The following is a 16,351-nucleotide window of genomic DNA, read 5'->3' on the forward strand; positions in this document are numbered from 1 at the left end:
GCCGGCCCGGGAATGGAATCAGGAAGCCTTGTTGAGCTTGCTGTGGCGGATGCCGTAGCCGAAGTAGATCAGCAGGCCCAGCACGGTCCAGCCGACGAACAGGTGCCAATGCACCACGAACGCCTGCCAGAACAGGAACAGGCACGCCAGCGCGCCCAGCGGGCAGATCAGCCACACCGCCGGCACGCGGAACGGACGGGTCAGTTCCGGGCGGGTGTAACGCAGCACCAGGACGCCGACGCAGACCGTGGCGAAGGCGAGGAGGGTGCCCATCGAGACCAGTTCGCCCAGCACGTTCAGCGGCATCAGGCCGGCCAGTGCGGCGGCCAGCACGCCGACCACGATGGTGGCCCAGTACGGGGTGCGGAAGCGGGCGTGGACCTTGCCGAAGATCTTCGGGATGAGGCCGTCGCGCGAGATCGTGTAGGCGATGCGGGTCTGGCCCATCATCATCACCAGCACCACCGAGGACAGGCCGGCGATCGCGCCGATTTCCACTGCGGTCTTGAGCCAGGACAGGCTGGCATACGGTTCCAGCGCGGTGGCCACCGGCTTGTCGGTGCCCAGCAGGTGGTACGGCATCATGCCGGTCAGCACCGCGCAGACGATGATGTAGACGATGGTGCACACCGCCAGCGAGCCGAGCAGGCCGATCGGCATGTTGCGCTGTGGGTCCTTGGTTTCGCCGGCGGCGGTGGAAACCGCGTCGAAGCCGATGTAGGCGAAGAACACGATGGTGGCCGCACGGAATACGCCGCTCCAGCCGAACTCGCCGGACACGCCGGTGTTTTCCGGGATGAAGGGCGTCCAGTTGGCGGCGTCGATATGCTGCGCGCCGAAGCCGATGAACAGGCAGATCACGGTGACCTTGATCGCCACGATGATCGCGTTGACGAAGGCCGACTGGGTCACGCCGACGTACAGCAGGCCCGAGACTGCCGCTACGATCAGCACCGCCGGCAGGTTGAACAGCTTGCCCGAGGAAATGAACTCCTGGCCGGTCCAGGCGATCGGCGCCGCGCTCAGTGCGTCCGGGAACGGCATGTGCAGGGTGGTGGTGATGAAACTGATCAGGTACGCCGACCAGCCCACCGCGACCGAGGCCGAGGCGAACAGGTATTCCAGTACCAGGCACCAGCCGATGAACCAGGCCATGCCTTCGCCCAGGGTGGCGTAGGAATAGGAATACGCACTGCCGGAGACCGGCATCATCGCCGCGAACTCGGCATAGCACAGGCCGGCCAGTGCGCAGGCAAAGCCGGCGATCACGAACGACAGCATGACCGCCGGGCCGGCATGGTTGGCCGCAGCCTGGCCGGTCAGCACGAAGATACCCGCGCCGATCACGGCGCCGATGCCCAGCATGATGAGGTGTTTCGCCGTGAGGGTCCTTTTCAGTGAGGCTTCGCCATCCAGGCTGCCTTCGATCGGCTCGCCGGCATCGACGTGCCCGGCCGGTTCGACCGGTTTGACCCTCAACAGAGACTTCAGCATGCAGTGCTTCCCAAAAGTGGTGGTTACAACGGGGAGGTGCGATACATGGCCGCACCGGCCCGCTGTACCTTAGCCAAAGCTGAAGGCTGCTTACAAGCGCAAATGCAGCATGCCGGGCGATAATCTGCCAAATCCGTCTTCCAGCGCCGCTGCCATGCCCCAAATCCCCGAATCCGTTGTAGGACTTGATCCCGTGCTGCGCGCGCAATTGGCTGATTACGCCCGTCGCCACCCCGAACACGCCGACCTGGCTGACGAATTCAGCACATTGCTGGATGACCCGGAGAACCCGTTCCTGCGCAGCCGCCTGACCGGGCATTTCACCGGCAGCGCGTGGCTGGTCAGTGCCGATGGCGACAGGGTGCTGCTCACCCATCACCGCAAGCTGGACCGCTGGCTGCAGCTGGGCGGGCACGCCGATGGCGAGCGGGATCTGGCCAAAATGGCGCTGACCGAGGCGGTGGAGGAATCCGGGCTCACCGGGCTGGTGCTGGAGGATGGCGAGCTGTTCGACATCGACAGGCACTGGATTCCGGAACGGAAGGACGTGCCCGGGCACTGGCATTACGACGCCCGCTACGTGGTGCGGGCGCTGGGCAGCGAGGCGTTCGTGGTCAGCGAGGAGTCGCTGGCGCTGGCGTGGCGGGAGGTGGCCGACGTGGCCAACGCGGCGATTGAAACCCCGGATGGGGATGATTCGTTGCCACGCATGGCGAAGCGCTGGCTGGCGCGGTGATCAATACAGAACGCGGGTGCGCAACGTGCCTGGAATGGCGGCCAGCTCGTCGCGCACCGCCGCCGCCTGTTCTTCGCTGGCGGTGATGTCGATCACCACGTAGCCGACCTTCGGGTCGGTGCGCAGGAACTGGCCGTCGATGTTGACGTTGTGGCGCGAGAAGATCTCGTTGACCTTGGACAGCACGCCCGGCACGTTCTGGTGGATGTGCAGCAGGCGCAGGCTGTCGGCGTGCTCGGGCAGGGTCACTTCCGGGAAGTTGACCGCCGACAGGGTGCTGCCGTTGTCGCTGTAGCGCACCAGCTTGGCTGCCACTTCCACGCCGATGTTGTCCTGCGCTTCCAGCGTGCTGCCGCCCACGTGCGGGGTGAGGATGACGTTGTCGTGCGCGGTCAGCGGCGACACGAACGCATCGCCATTGCCCTTGGGCTCGACCGGGAACACGTCCAGCGCCGCACCGCCGATGTGGCCCGAATGCAGCGCCGCGTCCAGCGCGTCGATGTCGACCACGGTGCCGCGTGCGGCGTTGATCAGGTGCGCGCCGGGGCGCATCTTCGCCAGCTGCGCCGCACCGATCATCCATTGCGTGGCCGCCGTTTCCGGCACGTGCACGGTGACGATGTCGGCGCGGGCCAGCAGGTCGTCCAGGTCGAGGGCGGCGCGCGCATTGCCCAGCGACAGCTTGGTTTCGATGTCGTGGAAGATCACCTGCATGCCCATCGCTTCGGCCATCACGCCGACCTGGGTGCCGATATGGCCATAGCCGATGATGCCCAGGGTCTTGCCGCGCACTTCATGGCTGCCGGCGGCCGACTTCGACCAGCCGCCGCGGTGGCATTCGGCGTTCTTCTGCGGAATGCCGCGGGTCAGCATGATCGCTTCGGCGATGACCAGCTCGGCCACGCTGCGGGTGTTGGAATACGGCGCGTTGAATACCGGGATGCCGGCCAGCTCGGCCGCTTCCAGGTCGACCTGGTTGGTGCCGATGCAGAAACAGCCCACCGCCATCAGGCGCTTGGCGTGGGCCAGCACCTCGGCGCTGAGCTGGGTGCGCGAGCGGATGCCGACGATGTGCGCTTCGGCGATGCGCGCCTTCAGCTCGTCTTCGGGCAGCGCCTTGTTGTGCAGCTCGATCTGCGAATAGCCGGCGGCGCTGAACACGTCGATCGCGGTCTGGCTGACCCCCTCCAGCAACAGCACGCGGATATCCTGCTTGGGGAACGAGGTCTTCTTCGGCGACATGGGCGAGCGGCAGCATGTTGGACGGGAGCTGCCCACTATGCCAGATCGGGAGGGGCATGGTGCGGTGCGCCAAAGGGTGGAAATGGTTTCAAACGCGACCATGGCTGAGGTCGCACGGCCAACGGTCGTGCGCTACCCTTTGGGGTTCTCCGCCCTGCGTTCGATTCCATGACCGACCCGCGCCTTGATTCGCTGTTGCAGGACTGCCCCGGGCTGCGGCTCAAGACCGATCCGGCCGATCTCGAACACTACGGGCGCGACTGGACCCGCCGCTGGACCCCGGCGCCGCTGGCGATCGCGTTGCCGGGCAGTGTCGAGGAGGTCCAGGCCATCCTGCGCTGGGCCAGCGCCCAGCGCGTGGCGGTGGTGCCCTCGGGCGGGCGCACCGGCCTGAGTGGCGGTGCCGTGGCAGCCCACGGCGAGCTGGTGCTCAGCCTGGAACGGATGAACAAGCCGCTGGCCTTCGATGCGGTCGACCGCACCCTGACCGTGCAGGCCGGCATGGCGCTGGAAGCGGTGCACAACGCCGCGCGCGAGCACGGCCTGATCTACCCGGTCGACTTCGCCGCGCGCGGCTCCTGTTCGATCGGCGGCAACATCGCGACCAATGCCGGTGGCATCCGGGTGATCCGTTACGGCAACACGCGCGAGTGGATCGCCGGGCTCAAGGTAGTGACCGCCAGCGGCGAGCTGCTCGAGCTGAACAAGGGGCTGATCAAGAACTCCAGCGGCTACGACTTCCGCCAGCTGCTGATCGCCTCTGAAGGCACGCTAGGGGTGATCGTCGAGGCCACCCTGAAGCTCACCGACCCGCCGCCGGCCAGCAACGTGATGCTGCTGGCGCTGCCGTCGTTCGAGGTGCTGATGCAGGTGTTTGCCGCGTTCCGTGAGCGCATGCAGCTGCAGGCCTTCGAATTCTTCACCGACCGCGCGCTGGAACACGTGCTGGCGCATGGCGCGCAGGCGCCGTTCGAAGAGGTGCATCCGTTCTACGTGGTCACCGAGTTCGCCGCCGGCGACGAGGCCCAGGAAGCGGCCGCGATGGCGGCGTTCGAGGCCTGCATGGAGCAGGGCTGGGTCAGCGACGGCGTGGTCAGCCAGAGCGAGGCGCAGGCCGCGCAGCTGTGGCGCCTGCGCGAGGGCATCACCGAAGCGGTCGCGCGCTACAAGCCGTACAAGAACGATGTGTCGGTGCGGATCTCGGCAATGCCGGCGTTCATGGCCCAGACCCAGGCCTTGATCGGCGAGGCCTATCCGCACTTCGACGTGGTCTGGTTCGGGCATATCGGCGATGGCAATCTGCACATCAACGTGCTCAAGCCTGACGGCACCGATGACGCCGAATTCCTGCAGCAGTGCGAGCACGTGACCAAGCTGCTGGCCAAGGTGCTGAAGGACTTCGATGGCAGCATTTCCGCCGAACATGGCATCGGGCTGGTCAAGAAGGGCTACCTGGACAGCACCCGGGGCCCCGCCGAAATCGCGCTGATGAAAGCGGTCAAACATGCGTTTGATCCCCAAGGGCTGCTGAATCCCGGCAAGGTATTCGACCTCTGACAGGCGACAGGCTTTCACATAGCCGATACGCTTTGCCTATTCCTGTCCTGAACGAATCCAAGATGACGCGATCGATCCTGCTGTTTGCCGTGCTCGCCCTGCCGCTTTCGGCCTTCGCTTCCAGCTTCGCCGGCTCGTCGGCCGGTTCGGCCTCGGGCGCTTCTTCGGCCGGCTCGTCCAGCTCGGACGATGACAAGGTGGTGGTGGATGCGCGCGAAGACGCGGCGGCCTTCGTCGCCAGCGACGGTGCGATCCGTGGCGCCCGCCTGGAAGCGGCCCTGTTGCACCTGCGCGAAACCGGCGCCGCCGCACGCGAGGCCAGCGACCTGCAGCTCGCGCGGTCGCTGCTGGCCCGCTGATGTTCCTGCGCCGCCGGGCCCTGCGCCGATGCGCGGCGGTCCTGGCGGTGCTGTTGTCCGTCCCGACCGCCCACGCCGCACTGCAACTGCAGCTGCAGGCCGACGGTCTCACCGCCGTGCAGGCGGCCAGCGCCGCCCAGGTACTGCGCGACGCGCCGGCCCTCCTGCCGGCGTCGTGGCAGGCACGCTTCGTCGCGCCGGTCACCGTGGCTTGGTCGGATCGCCTGCCCGACAACGTACACGGCCGCACCCGCCAGGGCGCGATCACGCTGCGTCGTGACCTGCTCGATGCCGTGCGCCCCGGCGAGCCGCTGCCCCGCGCAGTGCAGGCCGCACTCATCCACGAACTGACCCATGTGCTGGACCGCGCTGCCGACGGTGGCTGGTCATCCAGCGCGCGCTGGCGCGACCTGGCCGGCTGGCAACAACGCCCGTGGCGGCTGGGCCGCGGCGCCAACGCCTTCACCGAACGCAGCCCGGACCCCTACGAGCGCCACAGCCCGGCCGAGTATTTGGCGGTCAACGCCGAGCACTACCTGCTCGACGCCGATTTCGCCTGCCGTCGTCCGGCCCTGGCGGCGTGGTATGCCGCCGGGATCGGCGCCGGTCCACAGGCCGGTTGCGCGGGCACGGTGCCATTGGTGCAGGCAGGCGATACCACCGGCGAAGCCTCGCTGCTGGAGCTGGATCCGCGACGGGTGTACGCGGTGGACTACCTGCTGGCAGAAGGCAACGACCAGCTGATGAGCCGCTGGGGCCACAGCATGCTGCGCCTGGTGATCTGCGCGCCCGGGCGCCCGCGCGGCCCGGCCTGCCGGCTGGACCTGGCCGAGCACCGCGTGCTGTCGTTCCGCGCCTTCGTCGGCGACGTGCAGATTTCCAGCTGGAGCGGCCTGACCGGGGCGTACCCGTCGCGCCTGTTCGTGCTGCCGCTCAACCAGGTCATCAACGAGTACACCCAGCTGGAACTGCGCGGACTTCAGTCGGTGCCGCTGGCGCTGGAGCAGGACGACATCGCCAGCCTCCTCGAACGCGTCGGCCAGGTGCACTGGAGCTACGACGGGCGGTACCGCTTCATCAGCAACAACTGCGCGGTGGAAACCGGCAAGTTGCTGCAGGAAGGCGTGCCGCGCTGGGCCGACCCCGGCCTGAACCGGCTCAGCCCCGGCGGCCTGCTGCGCCGACTGGAACGCGAAGGGCGCGCCGACGCCACGGTGCTGGACGATCGCCGCGAGGCGATGCGCCTGGGCTATTACTTCCCCTCGGCGCAGGTGCACTACCAGCAGCTGTTCGATGTGGCGCGCGCGGAACTAAACCTGCCCACCCGCAACGTCAGCAGCTGGTTGCAGCTGCCGGCCGAGCAGCGCGCCGCATGGGCCGAGCGCGGCGGACTGCGCGCAACCTCGGCATTGCTGTTGCTGGAACAGGCCGCGCGTTACCGCGAGGAGCTGCGCGCGCGCGACGGACTCAAGCGCGCGCTGGGCGCGGCGGGCGAGGGCGGCGACAGCGCGCTGGCCGCGCTGCTGGCACTGCTGGACGATGCCGGGCAGCTGGTCAATCCCGCGGGTCTGGTCGGGGGCGAAGGCTACGGCCTGCCCGTCGGTGAGGAGCGTACAGCCGCGGCCGCCGCGACCCAACGCATCAGCGCGCGTGGCGTGCCAGCCTGGACGCAGCTGCAGGCGCAGATGCGGGCGAGATTGCCGGTGGCGCAGCAGCGCGAGCTGCTGACGATTGACGACACGCTGGCAACGCTGGGCGACCGGATGCGCCGGTTGGCGCGCGAGGGCTGACGCCTACAGTGATACCAACATCGGTAGAGCCAGGCCCTGCCTGGCTGAATGTCGGAACGAGGCGTTGTTCGTGCCATTCAGGCGATGCAGCCAGGCAGGGCCTGGCTCTACCCCCTGTCTCGTCCCGTCAGGTTCACGATGGTTGCGTTACCGTTCCCTGCTGATCCAGAACATCGGCAAAGGAGTCGAACATGCGCATTTCTCCCCTTATCCTGAGCGCGGCGGTGGCCCTTGGGTTGGCGGCCTGCCAGCCTGCGCAGCAGGCGGACTCGGCCCCGGCTGACCCGGCGGGTGGGACGTCAGCGCCGGCTGAGGTCCCGGCGGCGGATGCAGGTGGGTCACTGGCGCCTGCAACGGCTGCCGCCGGAACCGAAGCGCCGCCGGCTTTCCGTGCCACCGGCAACGAGCCGGGTTGGCTGGCGCAGGTGAGCGAGGGGCCCAACCCGGTTTTGCGGGTGGAAACTGGCTACGGTGAGCAGAAGTACGAGATCGCCTCGCCCACACAGGGTGCGGACGGCTGGTCGGGCAAGGCGGCCGACGGAACCGAGATCAAGCTCAGTTACCAGCGAACGCTCTGCCATGACGATATGAGTGGGCAGGGCTTCGGGGCCACGGTGATGCTTACCGTGGGCGCCCGTCAGTACCACGGCTGCGGCGAATTCGCCGGCGCGCCCGCCCGCGCGACACGCCCCTGACGAATCCCTGGCGACACGCCATGCGTGTCCCACGCGGTCCCAGCCCGGTAGAGCCACGCCCTGCGTGGCTGCCCCGTGGTGTCCAGCGAAAAGCAGCCGGGCAGAGCCCGGCTCTACGGAATTTGCACCATCAGTGCATTGATCAGTCCGCGCGACCTGCGAACTCGCCGGTCGCGGTGTTCACCAGCACGCGCTCGCCGTTGGTGATGTACTCCGGCACCATGATCTCGATGCCGGTGCTCAGCTTGGCCGGCTTCGGACGCTTGGTGGCGGTGCCGCCCTTCATTTCCGGCGGGGTCTCGACCACTTCCAGCACCACGCTGGCCGGCAGCTGCACGGCGACCGGCTGTTCGTCGATGACCTGCACATAGATGCCGGTCAGGCCTTCGGTGATGTAGCCGGCGTCGTCGCCGATCACGTCCGCATCCAGGGTGTACGGGGTGTAGTCCTCATCGTCCAGGAACACGAACGCATCGCCGTCCATGTACGAGTAGGTGGACTGGCGGCGCAGCAGTTCGACTTCCGGCAGGTTGTCGTCGGCGTCGAAGCTGGCGTCCAGCTTGTTGCCACCCGGCACGCTGTACATGATGAAACGGAAGCGCACGTTGCCGCCGCGACCCTGCGGCGAGCTGCGCTCGATGTCGCGGATCTGGTAGACGCCGTTGTTGTACTCGACGACGTTGCCTTTCTTGATGTCGTTGGCTTTCATGGGATGAAGATCAGTAGGTGGAAGTAGGGGTGTTACTTGGGAGCCAACCGCACCGCGCCATCAAGGCGGATGGTCTCGCCGTTGAGGTAGGTGTTGGTGAGGATGTGCGCGACCAGGCCGGCGAAATCTTCCGGCTTGCCCAGGCGCGGCGGGAACGGGATCGACGCTGCCAGCGACTCCTGCACGGCCGGCGGCATGCCGTCGACCATCGGGGTCCAGAAGATGCCCGGGGCGATGGTCATCACGCGGATGCCGAAGCGCGACAGTTCGCGCGCCATCGGCAGGGTCATGCCGACCACGCCGCCCTTGGACGCGGCATACGCGGCCTGGCCGATCTGGCCTTCATAGGCGGCGACGCTGGCGGTGTTGATGATGACGCCGCGCTCGCCGTCGTCGCCGGCGGCATTGTGCTGCATGCGGTTGGCCGCGGCCTTGGCGACGTTGAAGCTGCCGACCAGGTTGACCATCACCGTGTTCTGGAAGGTGGCCAGCGGCATCGGCGCTTCCTTGCCCAGCACGCGGCCGGCACCGAGGATGCCGGCGCAGCTCACCACCGCGTTCAGGCCGCCGAGGAAGTCATGCGCGGCGTCGATCTGCGCGGCAACCGCCGCCTCGTCGCTGACGTTGGTGCTGAAATAGCGGGCGTGTTCGGCGCCGAGCTCGGCGACAGCAGCCGCGCCTTTTTCATCGTTGAGGTCGAACAGGGCCACGCGGGCGCCCTGGGACACCAGGTGCCGGGCCACCGACAGGCCCAGGCCGGAAACGCCGCCGGTGACGACGGCGCGGACGGAAGACAGCTGCATTGCACGTACCCGCAGGTTCAAGAGCCGCCAATTCTAGCGGATGCGCGCCGTAAGGCGCCGTGCGAACTCGTCCGGGGCCAGCCCGGGCGCGAACAGGAAGCCCTGGCCGACGGTCACCCCCATGTCGTGCAGGAACCGCCGCTGCTCTTCCGATTCGATGCCCTCGGCGACCAGCCCCAGTCCCAGGCTGCGCGCGATGCCGCAGACCGCCTCGCATACCGCCACGTCCGAGCGGTTGCCGGGCACCCCCTCGACGAACATCTGGCTGAGCTTGAGCCCGTGGATCGGCAGCCGGCGAAGGTAGTTCAGCGCGCTGTAGCCTTCGCCGAAGTCGTCGATGGTCAGCAGCACCCCCATTTCGCGCAGGCGGGCGAAGGTCTGCAGGGTGTCCGGCGCGTCCTCGATCAGCACCCGCTCGGTGAATTCCAGCTCCAGCGCGCTGCCGGGCAGCCCGTACTGGTCCAGCGCCTGGCGCACGTTGCGGGCGAGGTCCTCGCCGACGAACTGGCGGTAGGAAACGTTGACCGCCACCCGCACGATGCCCAGGCCGGCGTCCTGCCACTGGCGGACCTGGCGGCAGGCCTCGTTCAGCACCCACAGCCCGATCCGGACGATGTCGCCGGTGCTTTCGGCATGCCCGATGAAGATGTCCGGGCGCAGCTCGCCCAGTTGCGTGTTGCGCCAGCGGATCAGCGCCTCGGCCGCCACCATCTGCCCGGTGTGCAGGTTGACCTGCGGCTGGTAGACCAGGTGGAACTCGTCATCGTCCAGCGCCCGGTGCAGGCGGCTTTCGATCTGCAGGCGGTCGTGCTGGCGCTGCGCCAGTTCCGGTGAGAACACCTGCCAGCCGTTGCGGGTGCGGCGCTTGCAGTCGTACATGGCGATGTCGGCATTCTGGATCAGCTGCTGCGGGCGCAGTCCGTCCTGCGGCGCACGGGCGATGCCGATGCTGGTGGTCACCGCGAATTCATCGCTGCCGAACCGGAACGGCGTGGCGAACGCGCGGGTGATCGCCTCGGCCAGGCGCTCGGGCTGGTCGGGCTGGTCGCGGGTATCGCAGACCACCAGGAACTCATCGCCACCGAACCGCGCCAGCAGCCCTTCGGTGCCGATCGCAGTGGAAATGCGCCGGGTCGCGTCGATCAGCAGTTCGTCGCCGGCGTTGTGGCCGAGCAGGTCGTTGACCGTCTTGAACCGGTCCAGGTCGATGTACAGCACGCCCACCCTGGAATGGGTGGGGCTGCCCATGCGCGTGGCGAGGTCGGTCAGCACCGCGTCGCGGTTCATGATCCCGGTCAGCGGGTCGGTGCGTGCCTGGATGCGCAGGGTCTCCTCGGCATGCTTGCGCGAGGTGATGTCCTGCACGGTGCCGGCGATGCGCGCGGCATTCACGTCGCCCGCTTCGGCTTCGCCGATCATGCGCACCCAGAACGAATGGCCGTCGCTGCGCTGGCCCTGCAGTTCAAGTTCGAACGGCGCCTGGCGGTCGATCACGTCCAGCAGGGCCTGCTGCAGCTGCATGCGGTCGTCCACGCGCAGGCATTCGAGCAGCTCGGCCATGTCCTGGAGCGGCAGCTCCTGGCCGAGGATGCGCGCGGCTTCGTCGGTCAGGTACAGCCGGTGCAGGCCGCGGTCCCATTCCCAGCCGCCGATGTGGGCCAGCGACTGCGCGCGGTCGAACAGGGTGTTGTTGCGCTTGAGCTCGGTGATGTCGCTGAACAGTGCGAACACATGGTCGGGGATGTCGCGGCCGTTGCCGTACACCGGCACGTTGGTGGTGGAGATCCAGATCATGCGCCCGCGTGGCCGGTGGTAGAGCCCGACGATGGTGCTGCGGATGATGCGTCCGCGCAGCAGCGATTCGCTGGCCGGCCACTGCTCGCGGCTCAGCGGGTGGCCGTGCTCGTCCACGCTGATCCAGTCTTCCGGGGCCAGCAGTGCCTGCAGGCTGCCGCCGTTGCCCTGGGTGCCGAGGATGCGGTGCGCGGCCGGGTTGGCCGACACCACGCGCAGGTCCCGGTCGAACAGGATCACACCCTTGTCGATCGACTCCATCAGCAGGCGGTAGCGCGATTCGGCCTGCCAGCGGCTGCTCAGGTCGCGCGCGACCGCCACGATGCAGTGCTCGCCCTGGTGCTCGAACCCGGCCGAATGCACTTCCACCGGGAAGCGGCTGCCGTCGCCGCGCATGTTGGTGACTTCGATGACATAGGTTTCGCCCCGGCGCAGCGCTTCCCAGACCGGGTCAAGGTGGTCACTGGGCAGGTCGGGATTGAGCGTTTCGATCGGCTGGCCGACGATGTCCTCGCGGCTGCGGCCATACGCGCGCACCCCGGCCTGGTTGAGGTCCAGCACCACGCCGGATTCACTAAGGATGCTGACCGGGTCGGGAACCGCGTCGAACAGCGCGGCGTAGCGGCGCAGCGCCAACTGGCGCTCATCCATCGCTTCCTGCAACGCCTGCTGCACGTCGCGCAGCAATGCATGCACATCCGTGCCCGGCGGCTGCGCCAGGGCCTGTTCCAGCGCCGCCAGCACATCGACGTGCGCGGTGAGGTGGTCACCGACCGCAGCATCCATGCGCGGGCGGAGACGGTTCATGCCGCGGCCAGCGCCCTTCCGGCCTTGCTGCCGGTTTCGCGGCCGAGACGCGCGGCAAGCCAGCGGCCGGTCGCAGCCAATGCGGGCAGGTCGATCCCGGTGCGCATGCCGATCCCGTGCAGCAGGTACACCACGTCCTCGCTGGCGACATTGCCGCTGGCGCCCTTGGCATACGGGCAGCCGCCGGCGCCGGACACGGCCGAATCGACCACGCGCACGCCTTCTTCCAGGCAGGCATCGATGTTGGCCAGGGCTTGGCCATAGGTGTCGTGGAAATGGACGGCCAGCGCCGCCATCGGCACCTCGGCCGCGACCGCATGCAGCATCGCGCGCGCCTTGCGCGGGGTGCCCACGCCGATGGTGTCGCCCAGCGAGATTTCGTAACAGCCCATGGCGTGCAGCGCTTTGGCAACCCGCACCACCTCGCTGACCGGCACCTCGCCCTGGTAGGGGCAGCCGAGCACGGTGGAGACGTAGCCACGCACCTTGACCCCGTCGGCGCGCGCGCGCTCCAGGATCGGCGCGAAGCGGGCCAGCGACTCGTCGATGCCGGCATTGGTGTTGGTACGGTTGAAGGTCTCCGAGGCGGCGGTGAACACCGCCACTTCCTGCACGCCCACCGCACGCGCACGGTCGTAGCCCTGCTCGTTGGGGACCAGCACCGGATAGTCGATGCCCGGCAGGCGTTCGATACCGGCGTAGACCTCGGCGGCGTCGGCCAGCTGCGGCACCCAGCGCGGGCTGACGAAGCTGGTCGCCTCGATGGTGCGCAGGCCGGTCAGCGACAGCTGCCGGACCAGCTCGATCTTGTCGGCGGTGGCCACCGGCTGGGCTTCATTCTGCAGCCCGTCGCGCGGTCCAACCTCGACGATGCGGACGAAGTCATCCATGACGGAGGGCCGGGCGGTCGGACAGCGGGGGGAACTCAAGTGCGATCACGGAACATCCTGGATGAATTGACGGCGCAGTTCCCTGGCGGGCCACGACAGGGAGATACGCGGGATGGGAAACAAAGCGGCCAGCGGCCGCGTTCAGTCCTGGCTGACCCAATGCGGGGCGCGTTTGTCCAGGAACGCGCCGAGCCCTTCCTGGCCCTCGGCCGAGACCCGCAGGCGCGCGATCAGCGCGGCATTGTCGCGGTCGGTGGCGTCGCGGTCGCGGCCGGCGGCGACCCGGCGCACCAGGTCCTTTGCCGACGCCGCGGCGATCGGGCCGGCCTTGTCGAGCAGCCCAAGCTGGCGCTGCACGGCTTCATCGATGCGTTCAGGTTCGACCAGCTGGTGCACCAGTCCGATCCGCAGCGCGGTCTCCGCGTCGAAATGCTCGCCGGTGGCGAACCAGCGGCGGGCCTGGCGCGGGCCGATCGCGTCGATCACATAGGGCGAGATCACCGCCGGCAGCAGGCCGAGGCGGCTTTCGGTCAGGCCGAAACGGGCGCTGGTGCTGGCGATGGCGATGTCGCAGCAGGCCACCAAGCCGACCCCGCCGCCGAACGCGGCGCCGTGGACCCGGGCGATGGTCGGCTTGGGCAGCTCGTCAAGGGTCCGCATCAGCCGCGCCAGGGCCAGCGAGTCCTGGCGGTTGTCCTCCTCGCTGGCGGCGGCCATGCCGCGCATCCACTGCATGTCCGCGCCGGCCGAGAACGAGGCACCGGTCGCGGCCAGCACCACCGCGCGGACCTGCGGGTCGCGCCCTGCCGCGTCCATCGCGGCGGTCAGCGCGGCGATCAGCCCGGCGTCGAAAGCGTTGTGCAGGGTGGGGCGGTCCAGCCACAGGGTCAGTACCGCGGCGCTGCGTTCAATCCGTAAAGCGTCACTCATCTTGGGGGCCTGCGCCTGCTCCATACATGTATGGATCATAGCGGTCCAAGGGGCGCGGGCCATGACGCGACGCGGCGATGCTAGAATTGATAACCATTCTTATCGACCCAAGGCGACCCGTGACGTTGTCCGATCTGCCGCTGCACGGCTCCGCTCAGGTGGAATCGGTGCGCGACCTCCATGCAAACGACGCCATCGCCCGCCGGCTCAGGGAACTGGGTTTTGTGAAGGGTGAAGATGTGCGTCTGGTAGCCCGTGGTCCCATCGGCGGCGAACCGCTGCTGGTGCAGGTCGGGTTCACCCGTTTCGCGCTGCGGATTTCCGAAGCCAGGCGAATCGACATTACGGCGGTTGCAGATGGAGCGGCCGCATGAGCGCCGCCACCCTGCGCGTTGCCCTGGTCGGCAACCCCAACAGCGGCAAGACCGCGCTGTTCAACCAGCTCACCGGCAGCCGCCAGAAGGTCGCCAACTACACCGGCGTAACCGTGGAACGCAAGGAAGGTCGCCTGCGCGCGCCGTCCGGTCGCGAATTCGCGGTGCTCGACCTGCCCGGTGCCTACAGCCTGCAGCCGGCCAGCCTGGACGAGGCGATCACCCGCGACCTGTGCCGGGGCTTCTATCCGGGTGAGGCGGCACCGGACGTGCTGCTGTGCGTGATCGACGCCACCAACCTGCGCCTGCACCTGCGTTTCGCGCTGGAGCTGCGCGAGCTGGGCAAGCCGATGATCGTGGCGCTGAACATGGTCGACGCGGCCGAGCGCCGTGGCATCAGGATCGACGTGCCGGCACTGGAGAAGGCCCTGGGCGTGCCGGTGGTGGAAACCGTGGCGGTGCGCCGCAACGGCGCCCGCGCGCTGGTCGAACGCCTGGACGCGATGGTGCCGCACCTGGATGCGCCGGTGGCGGCCGTCGCCGGGGAAACCGACTACCACATGCAGGTGCGTGACATCCTGGCCGCCGCTGTGAGCATGCCGACGCGCACCGCGAAGATCGACGACGCGCTGGACCGCTGGCTGCTGCACCCGGTGTTCGGGTTGATCACCCTGGTGGTGGTGATGTTCCTGATCTTCCAGGCGGTGTTTGCCTGGGCCACGCCGTTGATGGACGGGATCGAGGCCGGGTTCGGCTGGCTCGGCGAAGTGGTCGGCGCCAACCTGCCGGCCGGGCCGCTGACCAGCCTGCTCACCGACGGCATCATCGCCGGCGTCGGGGGGGTGGTGGTGTTCCTGCCGCAGATCCTGATCCTGTTCGCCTTCATCCTGGCGCTGGAAGAGTCCGGCTACCTGCCGCGCGCTGCGTTCCTGCTCGACCGCATGATGGCCTCGGCCGGCCTGTCCGGGCGTTCGTTCATCCCGCTGCTGTCCAGCTTCGCCTGCGCGGTGCCGGGGATCATGGCCACCCGAAGCATCCAGGATCCGCGCGACCGCCTGGCCACCATCCTGGTGGCGCCGCTGATGACCTGTTCGGCGCGCCTGCCGGTGTACGCGCTGCTGATCGGTGCCTTCATTCCACAGAAGACGCTGTGGGGCTTCGTCAGCCAGCAGGGCCTGGTGCTGTTTGGCCTGTACGTGGCCGGCATCCTCAGCGCGCTGGCGATGTCGTGGGTGATGAAAAAGTGGCGCCGCGACAAGAGCGAGCATCCGCTGATGCTGGAACTGCCGTCGTACCGCATCCCGCACCCGCGCGACCTGGCGGTGGGCCTGTACGAGCGCGGCATGATCTTCCTCAAGCGCGTGGGCGGCATCATCCTGTCGCTGACCATCCTGCTGTGGGTGTTGCTGTCGTTCCCCGGTGCGCCGGAAAACGCCACCATGCCGGCCATCGACTACAGCTTCGCCGGCCAGATCGGCCATGCGATGGCGGTGTTCTTCGCGCCGCTGGGCTTCAACTGGCAGATCTGCATCGCGCTGATCCCAGGCATGGGCGCGCGCGAAGTGGCGGTGTCGTCGTTGGCGACCATCTATGCGCTGTCGGCAGCCGATGACGATGCTGCGATCCAGGCGCTGACCCCGGTGGTCGCCAACGGCTGGTCGCTGGCGACCGGGCTGTCGCTGCTGGTGTGGTTCATCTATGCGCCGATGTGCATTTCCACCCTGGCCACGATCAAGCGCGAGACCAACTCCTGGAAGCAGGTTGGCTTTGCCACCTTCTACCTGTTCGCGGCCGCTTACGTGGCTGCGCTGGTCACCTACCAGGTGACCGTGGCGCTGGGCGGCGGCTGATGGACGCCGGCCTGATGCTGCAGTACGTGGTGGTCGCACTGATCGTGCTGGCCAGCGCGTGGGTGGTGGTGAAGAAGCAGATGCCCGGCACCGTGCGCCGGGTGCGCGGGGCGATCGCGCTGGGGCTGGTGAAGCCGGATCGCAGTGCCTGGCTGCAGGCGCTGGGGCGCAGGATCGCCCCGCCTGCCACCGGCGGCGGCGCGTGTGGTGGTTGTGACAGCTGTGGTCCCACGCCGCCGGAAGCAGCATCGGTAGCGCCGGCCGTTGGCCGGCCTTGGGATCGCGCGGGCCGGCCAACGGCCGGCGCTACCGTTTCCCGGG

At 68.2% G+C, this 16,351-nt stretch carries 14 protein-coding genes and 1 pseudogene; 8 read left to right on the forward strand and 7 right to left on the reverse strand.

The window, feature by feature from the left end; all coding sequences use genetic code 11:
- Positions 1–18: 18 nt before the first annotated feature.
- Positions 19–1,494, reverse strand: coding sequence for an amino acid permease (locus PDM28_RS08355; protein WP_102945555.1), 1,476 nt, complete (start codon positions 1,492–1,494; stop codon positions 19–21).
- A 154-nt stretch (positions 1,495–1,648) separates the two neighbouring features.
- Between PDM28_RS08355 and PDM28_RS08360 the strand changes: the two genes are divergently transcribed.
- Positions 1,649–2,230, forward strand: coding sequence for an NUDIX hydrolase (locus tag PDM28_RS08360; RefSeq protein WP_311184437.1), 582 nt, complete (start codon positions 1,649–1,651; stop codon positions 2,228–2,230).
- Here the strand turns inward: PDM28_RS08360 and serA are convergent, their stop codons facing one another.
- Positions 2,231–3,472 carry a phosphoglycerate dehydrogenase gene (gene serA / locus PDM28_RS08365; protein WP_102945553.1) on the reverse strand — a complete coding sequence of 414 codons (1,242 nt, stop codon included), beginning with the start codon at positions 3,470–3,472 and terminating at the stop codon, positions 2,231–2,233.
- 168 nt (positions 3,473–3,640) lie between these two features.
- Between serA and PDM28_RS08370 the strand changes: the two genes are divergently transcribed.
- From PDM28_RS08370 to PDM28_RS08385, 4 genes are all read left to right on the forward strand, one after another.
- Positions 3,641–5,029, forward strand: coding sequence for an FAD-binding oxidoreductase (locus tag PDM28_RS08370; RefSeq protein WP_311184438.1), 1,389 nt, complete (start codon positions 3,641–3,643; stop codon positions 5,027–5,029).
- A gap of 62 nt (positions 5,030–5,091) precedes the next feature.
- Positions 5,092–5,388 (forward strand): DUF2388 domain-containing protein, encoded by a 297-nt coding sequence (locus tag PDM28_RS08375; protein WP_311184439.1) that lies wholly within the window; start codon positions 5,092–5,094, stop codon positions 5,386–5,388.
- Positions 5,388–7,178, forward strand: coding sequence for a DUF7844 domain-containing protein (locus tag PDM28_RS08380; protein WP_311184440.1), 1,791 nt, complete (start codon positions 5,388–5,390; stop codon positions 7,176–7,178). The genes PDM28_RS08375 and PDM28_RS08380 overlap by 1 nt, the downstream gene beginning before the upstream one ends.
- A 191-nt stretch (positions 7,179–7,369) precedes the next feature.
- Positions 7,370–7,873 carry a hypothetical protein gene (locus PDM28_RS08385; protein ID WP_311184441.1) on the forward strand — a complete coding sequence of 168 codons (504 nt, stop codon included), beginning with the start codon at positions 7,370–7,372 and terminating at the stop codon, positions 7,871–7,873.
- A 142-nt stretch (positions 7,874–8,015) separates the two neighbouring features.
- Here the strand turns inward: PDM28_RS08385 and yeiP are convergent, their stop codons facing one another.
- From yeiP to PDM28_RS08410, 5 genes are all read right to left on the reverse strand, one after another.
- The gene (yeiP, locus tag PDM28_RS08390; protein ID WP_102945549.1) at positions 8,016–8,582 is read right to left on the reverse strand and encodes an elongation factor P-like protein YeiP; all 567 of its coding nucleotides are present in this window, start codon (positions 8,580–8,582) and stop codon (positions 8,016–8,018) included.
- Between the two features lie 32 nt (positions 8,583–8,614).
- Positions 8,615–9,385, reverse strand: coding sequence for an SDR family NAD(P)-dependent oxidoreductase (locus tag PDM28_RS08395; protein WP_311184442.1), 771 nt, complete (start codon positions 9,383–9,385; stop codon positions 8,615–8,617).
- Between the two features lie 33 nt (positions 9,386–9,418).
- Positions 9,419–11,986 carry a sensor domain-containing protein gene (locus PDM28_RS08400; protein ID WP_311184443.1) on the reverse strand — a complete coding sequence of 856 codons (2,568 nt, stop codon included), beginning with the start codon at positions 11,984–11,986 and terminating at the stop codon, positions 9,419–9,421.
- Positions 11,983–12,876 carry a hydroxymethylglutaryl-CoA lyase gene (locus PDM28_RS08405; protein WP_311184444.1) on the reverse strand — a complete coding sequence of 298 codons (894 nt, stop codon included), beginning with the start codon at positions 12,874–12,876 and terminating at the stop codon, positions 11,983–11,985. The genes PDM28_RS08400 and PDM28_RS08405 overlap by 4 nt, the downstream gene beginning before the upstream one ends.
- Before the next feature lie 141 nt (positions 12,877–13,017).
- Positions 13,018–13,806 carry an enoyl-CoA hydratase-related protein gene (locus PDM28_RS08410; protein WP_311184445.1) on the reverse strand — a complete coding sequence of 263 codons (789 nt, stop codon included), beginning with the start codon at positions 13,804–13,806 and terminating at the stop codon, positions 13,018–13,020.
- Positions 13,807–13,925: 119 nt separating this feature from the next.
- Here PDM28_RS08410 and PDM28_RS08415 point away from each other — a divergent pair, with 119 nt between their 5' ends.
- The 3 genes and pseudogenes from PDM28_RS08415 to PDM28_RS08425 form a co-directional block, all read left to right on the forward strand.
- A complete protein-coding gene (locus tag PDM28_RS08415) occupies positions 13,926–14,180 on the forward strand; it encodes a FeoA family protein (RefSeq protein ID WP_102945545.1) in 255 nt (84 codons plus the stop codon).
- Positions 14,177–16,030, forward strand: a complete 1,854-nt coding sequence (gene feoB / locus PDM28_RS08420) for a ferrous iron transport protein B (RefSeq protein ID WP_102945544.1) — start codon at positions 14,177–14,179, stop codon at positions 16,028–16,030. The genes PDM28_RS08415 and feoB overlap by 4 nt, the downstream gene beginning before the upstream one ends.
- Positions 16,030–16,272, forward strand: a pseudogene (locus PDM28_RS08425) (DUF6587 family protein); the annotation flags it as partial. The gene feoB and the pseudogene PDM28_RS08425, both read left to right, overlap by 1 nt.
- Positions 16,273–16,351: the final 79 nt, after the last annotated feature.

The organism is Stenotrophomonas aracearum (assembly GCF_031834615.1).
Taxonomy (GTDB): Bacteria; Pseudomonadota; Gammaproteobacteria; order Xanthomonadales; family Xanthomonadaceae; genus Stenotrophomonas; species Stenotrophomonas aracearum.